This is a genomic window from Kitasatospora cystarginea, from assembly GCF_039533515.1.
GTDB lineage: Bacteria > Actinomycetota > Actinomycetes > Streptomycetales > Streptomycetaceae > Kitasatospora > Kitasatospora cystarginea.
The window spans coordinates 1-2,524 of sequence record NZ_BAAATR010000133.1 but is presented as its reverse complement, the minus strand read 5'-3'; the positions used below and the strand labels follow the sequence as shown (position 1 = coordinate 2,524).

The following is a 2,524-nucleotide window of genomic DNA, read 5'->3' as shown; positions in this document are numbered from 1 at the left end:
TCCACCAGGCGGAACAGCGCCACCTCGACCGCGAACAGCGCCGGCTGCGTGTACCCGGTCTGGTCCAACTCCTCCCCGCCGAACACCACCTCGCGCAGCGGACGGTCCAAGTGCCGGTCCAGTTCCCCGCACACCGCATCGAAAGCCTCTGCGAAGTGCGGGAACGCCTCGTACAACTCGGCGCCCATACCGGCCCGCTGGCTGCCCTGCCCCGTGAACAGGAACGCCACCCGGCCGGCCGTCCCCATGGCGCCGACCACCGTCCGCGCCGCCGCCTCACCGCGCGCCAGTGCCTCCAGCCCGGCCCGCAGCTCTTCGCGGTCCGAACCCAGCAGCACGGCACGGTGCTCGAAGGAACCACGCGCGCTCACCAGCGAGAAACCGACGTCGACCGGCGACATGTCGGGCTCGGCATCCAGCCGGGCCAGTAGCCGCTCGGCCTGCCCGCGCAGTGCCTCGGGCGTCCGGCCGGACAGCGCCCACGGGGTCACCGAGGGGGCGTTCGGCTCGGCAGCCACAGCCGTGTCGGCGGCCGGGGCCTGCTCCAGGACGATATGGGCGTTGGTGCCGCTGAAACCGAACGAGGACACCGCCGAGCGGCGGGGTTCGCCGGTCTCCGGCCAGTCCGTGGTCTCGGTCAGCAGCGAGACCGCACCCGCTGACCAGTCCACGTGCGAGGACGGCTCCCCCACGTGCAGCGACTGCGGCAGCACACCGTGCCGCATCGCCATCACCATCTTGATCACACCGGCCGCACCCGCGGCCGCCTGGGTGTGACCCAGGTTGGACTTCACCGAACCCAGCCACAGCGGACGGTCGTCCGAGTGCTCCTGACCGTAGGTGGCCAGCAGCGCCTGCGCCTCGATCGGGTCACCGAGCCGGGTGCCCGTACCGTGCGCCTCCACCGCGTCGACCTGACTGGCCGTCAGCCCGGCGTTGGCCAGGGCCTGGCGGATGACGCGCTGCTGGGACGGGCCGTTGGGAGCGGTGAGGCCGTTGGAGGCGCCGTCCTGGTTGACGGCGCTGCCGCGGACGATGCCGAGTACCGGGTGTCCGTGGCGGCGTGCGTCGGAGAGCCGCTCGACCAGCAACATGCCGACGCCCTCGCCCCAGCCGGTGCCGTCCGCGTCGTCCGAGAACGCCTTGCAGCGCCCGTCCTCGGCCAGACCGCGCTGGCGGCTGAACTCCACGAAGGTGCTGGGAGTCAGCATCACGGTGACGCCGCCGGCCAGCGCCAGCGTGGACTCACCCTGGCGCAGCGACTGGCAGGCCAGGTGCAGGGCCACCAGCGAGGAGGAGCAGGCGGTGTCGATGGTCACCGCCGGGCCCTCCAGGCCCAGGGTGTAGGACACCCGGCCGGAGGCGATGCTCCCCGAGGTACCGGTGCCGACGTGGCCCTCGGCCCCCTCCGCCGACTGCTGGAGCAGCATGCCGTAGTCGTTGTACATCACACCGACGAACACGCCGGTCCGGCTGCCGCGCAGGGTCGCCGGATCGATTCCCGCCCGCTCGAATGCCTCCCACGAGGTCTCCAGCAGCAGCCGCTGCTGCGGGTCCATCGACATCGCCTCACGCGGCGAGATCCCGAAGAAGCCCGGATCGAAGAGGCCTGCGTCGTGCAGGAAACCGCCTTCACGGGCGTAGGAGGTGCCCTGGTGGTCCGGGTCCGGGTGGTAGAGGTTCTCGACGTCCCAGCCGCGGTTCTCGGGGAAGAAGGAGACCGCGTCCCGTCCGCCGGCGACCAGACCCCAGAGGTCCTCGGGGCTCTGGACTCCGCCCGGGTAGCGGCAGGCCATGCCGACGATCGCGATCGGATCGTCGTCCGTGGCGGCGATGACCGCCACCGGGAGGTCGGCGGACGGCAGCGCGCCCAGGAGCTCACGGTGGAGCAGCTCCGCGAGAGCGGCCGGGGTCGGATAGTCGAAGACCAGGGTGGCCGACAGCCGGAGCCCGGTCACCGTGTTGAGGCGGTTGCGCAGTTCGACGGCGGTGAGGGAGTCGAAGCCGAGCTCCTTGAACGCCCGCTCGGCGTCGACGGAGGCCGCACTCGGGTACCCGAGGACGGTCGCCACCTCCGAGCACACGAGGTCGAGCAGGGCGGCCTCTCGCTCGGCCTCCGAGAGGGACGCCAGCCGTCGGGTGAGCGCCGAGCCGCCGGCACCGCCGTGTCCGGTGCCGCTACCGGCCTCGGCCGCACGGCGCATCGGGGTCCGTACCAGGCCGCGCAGCAGCGGGGGCAGCATGCCCCGGGCGGCCTGGGCGCGCAGGGCCGCGAGTTCGAGCTGGATGGGTACCAGCAAGGGGTCGGTGGAGCCGACTGCGGCGTCGAACAGCAGCAGCCCGTCCTCGGCGGTCAGCGCGGCGACACCACCGCGTGCCATCCGCTCGACGTCGGACCGGACCAGGGCGGCGGCCATGCCGCCGTCTTCGGCCCAAAGGCCCCAGGCGAGCGAGGTCGCCGGGAGACCGGCCGTACGGCGCTGCTGGGCGAGGGCGTCCAGGAAGCTGTTCGCGGCGGCGTAGT

General features: G+C 72.7%; 1 protein-coding gene. It reads right to left on the bottom strand.

The features are described from left to right. Positions 1-2,524 (bottom strand): type I polyketide synthase (locus ABD369_RS40360; RefSeq protein WP_344641621.1); only part of this gene is annotated, 2,524 nt, incomplete at both ends.